Annotated in this window: 2 protein-coding genes; one reads left to right on the top strand and one right to left on the bottom strand. The window is 71.5% G+C overall.

Annotation, left to right across the window (positions count from 1 at the left end; translation table 11 throughout):
- Positions 1-206: 206 nt before the first annotated feature.
- Complete coding sequence (locus AB0M28_RS26055) at positions 207-971, bottom strand: IclR family transcriptional regulator (RefSeq protein ID WP_365409654.1); 765 nt, start codon at positions 969-971, stop codon at positions 207-209.
- A gap of 349 nt (positions 972-1,320) precedes the next feature.
- Here AB0M28_RS26055 and metH point away from each other — a divergent pair, with 349 nt between their 5' ends.
- Positions 1,321-4,830, top strand: coding sequence for a methionine synthase (gene metH / locus AB0M28_RS26050; protein ID WP_365409651.1), 3,510 nt, complete (start codon positions 1,321-1,323; stop codon positions 4,828-4,830).
- Positions 4,831-4,911 lie beyond the last annotated feature (81 nt).

Raw genomic sequence — 4,911 nt, 5'->3', positions numbered from 1 at the left:
AACCGCAACGACAACCGGCCCCCCACCCCGGGCGCGGCGCCCCCCGCCAGCCCCGGCCCAGCACCCCCAGGCGCCGACGGTGACCAGGCAACACCGCAACGGGTGGTGTGTGGGTGGGGGCAACCCCCGCGCCGAAGGCGCGGGGCGGCGCCGGCCACGCAACGCGGACCGCCCACCCCGAAGGACGCCACACGCGCACCGGCCCCCTAAAACCGGTTCCCGCCCAAATCCCGAGCCACCGCCCGCGCACAATCCCGCACCGCGGCCACGAGCTCCGCCCGCGGCTCCCCCGAGGCGCACACCCGCTCCACCGCGCCCGTTATCCCCACCGCACCGACGGGCATCCGACGCCGGTCGTGCACGGGCGCCGCGATCCCCGCCACGCCCTCCCACGTCTCCTCGACGTCCGAGCCCCATCCCCGGGCCCGGATCAGGTCGAAGACCTTCTCCAGCTCCGCCAGGTCCGTGACCGTGGACGGCGTCAGCGAGGACCGCTCCGCGTCGCCGAGCTCCGCGTGTGCCACGGGGTCGTACGCCGCGAGGACCTTCCCCAGCGCCGTGGAGTGCAGCGGCTGCATCGCGCCGATCTCCAGCACCTGCCGGCTGTCGTCCGGCCGGAAGACGTGGTGCACGATCAGCACGCCCTGCTGGTGCAGCACCCCGAGGTAGACCGCCTCGCCGCTGGACCGCGCGAGGTCGTCCGTCCACGGCAGCGCCCGCGCCCGCAGCTCGTGCACGTCGAGGTAGCTGTTGCCCAGGCGGAGCAGTTCCGCGCCGAGCTGGTAGCGGCCGGAGGCGGGGTCCTGCTCGACGAAGCCCTCGAGCTGGAGGGTGCGCAGGATGCCGTGCGCCGTGCCCTTCGCGAGTCCGAGCGCGCCGGCGATGTCGGACAGGCCGAGCCGCCGCTCGCCGCCGGCGAGCAGGCGTAGCACCGCAGCCGCGCGCTCCAGCGACTGGATGTTGCGTGCCATCGTCAGGGGCCTCCCGGAAATGCAGCCTAGCTTCGTTCGACAATGCCAAACCCTATCGGGCATTGCCATTTCACGGCTGCGGCACTGCCCCTTTGGGAGGAAGACCCGAGGAAGACCCGAGGAACCCCCCGGACACGCCCTGAGCACGCCCCGAGCAAGTCCCCCCGACAGAGGCACGCACACTCCCTGATGCCTGTCACCAGGGAGTGTGCCAGCGAACCACCCCGAAGTGCACCCGTCCGTACGGTGGACACCCTGCGGATTCCCGCACCCGGAGAGCTAGGCTGGCCTGGTGCGCCGCCGTACGCGCCGCATAGCCGACAGCCGTCGCATCCGAGGGAGCTCCTCCATGGCCTCGCAGCCGTCCACCCCGACCCCTGCCGACCGCGCAGCCGCCCTGCGCCACGCCCTGGCCACCCGTGTGGTGGTGGCCGACGGCGCGATGGGCACCATGCTCCAGGCCCAGGACCCGACCCTGGAGGACTTCGAGCAGCTCGAGGGCTGCAACGAGGTCCTGAGCGTCACCCGCCCCGACATCGTGCGCTCGGTGCACGAGGAGTACTTCGCCGCGGGCGTCGACTGCGTCGAGACGAACACCTTCGGCGCCAACCACACCGCGATGGGGGAGTACGACATCTCCCACCGCGTCCACGAGCTGTCCGCCGCCGGCGCCCGCATCGCCCGCGAGACCGCCGACGACTTCACCGCACGCGACGGCCGCCAGCGCTGGGTGCTCGGCTCCATGGGCCCCGGCACCAAGCTGCCGACCCTGGGCCACATCTCGTACGCCGTCATCCGCGACGGATTCCAGCAGAACGCCGAGGGTCTGCTCGAGGGCGGCGCCGACGCGCTGATCGTCGAGACCACCCAGGACCTGCTGCAGACGAAGGCGGCCCTGCTCGGCGCGCGCCGCGCCATGGAGGCGCTCGGCGCCGACGTGCCGCTGATCTGCTCGCTGGCCTTCGAGACCACCGGCACCATGCTGCTGGGCTCCGAGATCGGCGCCGCGCTCACCGCCCTGGAGCCGCTCGGCATCGACCTGATCGGCCTGAACTGCTCCACCGGACCCGCCGAGATGAGCGAGCACCTGCGCTATCTGGCCCGCCACTCGCGCACGCCGCTCACCTGTATGCCGAACGCCGGCCTGCCCGTCCTGACGAAGGACGGCGCGCACTTCCCGCTCGGCCCGGGGGACTTCGCCGACGCGCAGGAGGTCTTCGTCCGCGACTACGGGCTGAACCTGGTCGGCGGCTGCTGCGGTACGACCCCGGAGCACCTGCGGCAGCTGGTGGACCGGGTGCGCGCCGCCGAGCCGGCCGAGCGCGACCCGCGCCCCGAGCCCGGCGCCGCGTCGCTCTACCAGCACGTCCCGTTCCGCCAGGACGTCTCGTACCTCGCCATCGGCGAGCGCACCAACGCCAACGGCTCGAAGAAGTTCCGCGAGGCCATGCTGGCCGGCCGCTGGGACGACTGCGTGGAGCTGGCCCGCGAGCAGATCCGCGAGGGCGCGCACATGCTCGACCTGTGCGTGGACTACGTCGGCCGCGACGGCGTCGCCGACATGGAGGAGCTGGCCGGCCGCTTCGCCACCGCCTCGACGCTGCCGATCGTGCTCGACTCGACCGAGCCGGCCGTGCTCCAGGCGGGCCTGGAGAAGCTCGGCGGCCGCGCGGTGATCAACTCGGTCAACTACGAGGACGGCGACGGCCCCGACTCCCGCTTCACGAAGATCACCAAGCTGGCCGCGGAGCACGGCGCCGCCCTGATCGCCCTCACCATCGACGAGGAGGGCCAGGCCCGTACGCCCGAGAAGAAGGTGGAGATCGCCGAGCGGCTGATCGACGACCTCACCTCGAACTGGGGGGTGCACGAGTCGGACATCCTCATCGACTGCCTCACCTTCACCATCTGTACGGGCCAGGAGGAGTCCCGCAAGGACGGCATCGCCACCATCGAGGCGATCCGCGAGCTCAAGCGCCGCCACCCGGACGTGCAGACGACCCTCGGCCTGTCGAACATCTCCTTCGGCCTGAACCCGGCCGCCCGGCTCGTCCTGAACTCCGTCTTCCTCGACGAGTGCGTCAAGGCGGGCCTGGACTCGGCCATCGTGCACGCGGCGAAGATCCTCCCCATCGCCCGGCTGGAGGAGGAGCAGGTACAGACCGCCCTCGACCTGATCTACGACCGGCGCGCCGAGGGGTACGACCCGCTGCAGAAGCTGCTGCAGCTCTTCGAGGGCGCCACCGCCAAGTCGCTGCGCGCCTCGAAGGCCGAGGAGCTGGCGGCGCTGCCGCTGGAGGAGCGGCTGAAGCGGCGGATCATCGACGGCGAGAAGAACGGTCTCGAGCCCGACCTGGACGAGGCGCTGCAGGACCGGCCCGCCCTCGACATCGTCAACGAGACCCTCCTCGACGGAATGAAGACCGTCGGCGAACTCTTCGGCTCCGGCCAGATGCAGCTGCCTTTCGTGCTGCAGTCCGCCGAGGTGATGAAGAACGCGGTCGCCTACCTCGAACCGCACATGGAGAAGTCCGACGAGGCCGGCAAGGGCACGATCGTGCTCGCCACGGTCCGCGGCGACGTGCACGACATCGGCAAGAACCTCGTCGACATCATCCTCTCCAACAACGGCTACAACGTCGTCAACCTCGGCATCAAGCAGCCGGTCTCCGCGATCCTGGAGGCCGCCGAGGAGCACCGGGCCGACGTCATCGGCATGTCCGGCCTGCTGGTGAAGTCCACGGTGATCATGAAGGAGAACCTGGAGGAGCTGAACCAGCGCGGCCTCGCGGCGAAGTTCCCGGTCATCCTCGGCGGCGCGGCGCTCACCCGGGCGTACGTCGAGCAGGACCTGCACGAGCTGTACGCCGGTGAGGTGCGCTACGCGCGCGACGCGTTCGAGGGGCTGCGGCTGATGGACGCGCTCATCGGCATCAAGCGCGGCGTCCCCGGTGCGAAGCTGCCCGAGCTCAAGCAGCGCCGGGTGCCGCAGCGGGCGTCGGCGGCGGTCGAGGACCAGGCCGAGCAGGGCGCCGTCCGCTCCGACGTCGCCACGGACAACCCCGTCCCGGCCCCGCCGTTCTGGGGGACCCGGGTGATCAAGGGCATCCCGCTCAAGGACTACGCCTCGTGGCTCGACGAGGGCGCGCTGTTCAAGGGCCAGTGGGGCCTGAAGCAGGCGCGTACCGGCGCGGGCCCGACGTACGAGGAGCTGGCCGAGACGGAGGGCCGCCCCCGCCTGCGCGGCCTTCTCGACAAGCTCCAGACGGAGAACCTCCTCGAGGCGGCCGTCGTGTACGGCTACTTCCCCTGCGTCTCCAAGGGCGACGACCTGATCCTCCTGCACGAGGACGGCACGGAGCGCACGCGGTTCACCTTCCCGCGCCAGCGCCGCGGGCGCCGCCTGTGCCTCGCGGACTTCTTCCGCCCGGAGGACTCCGGCGAGACGGACGTCGTCGGTCTCCAGGTGGTCACCGTCGGCTCCCGGATCGGCGAGGCCACGGCGGAGCTCTTCGCCTCCGACTCGTACCGCGACTACCTCGAGCTGCACGGCCTGTCGGTCCAGCTCGCGGAGGCTCTCGCCGAGTACTGGCACGCGCGTGTCCGCGCGGAGCTGGGCTTCGCGGGTGACGACCCGGCGGCGATCGAGGACATGTTCGCCCTCAAGTACCGCGGCGCCCGCTTCTCCCTCGGCTACGGCGCGTGCCCCGACCTCGAGGACCGCGCGAAGATCGCGGACCTCCTGGAGCCGGAGCGCATCGGCGTCAAACTCTCGGAGGAGTTCCAGCTCCACCCGGAACAGTCGACGGACGCGATCGTGATCCACCACCCGGAAGCGAAGTACTTCAACGCCCGCTGACCCGTCCCCGCGGTTCCGCACCGCGGTGGCCTGCGCCGAAGGCGCGGGTTCCGCTGCGCGGCGCCGTGCGGTGCTCACGTC

Source organism: Streptomyces sp. NPDC051940 (assembly GCF_040680895.1).
Classification (GTDB): Bacteria; Actinomycetota; Actinomycetes; order Streptomycetales; family Streptomycetaceae; genus Streptomyces.
This window is presented reverse-complemented; position numbering and strand designations above follow the sequence as displayed.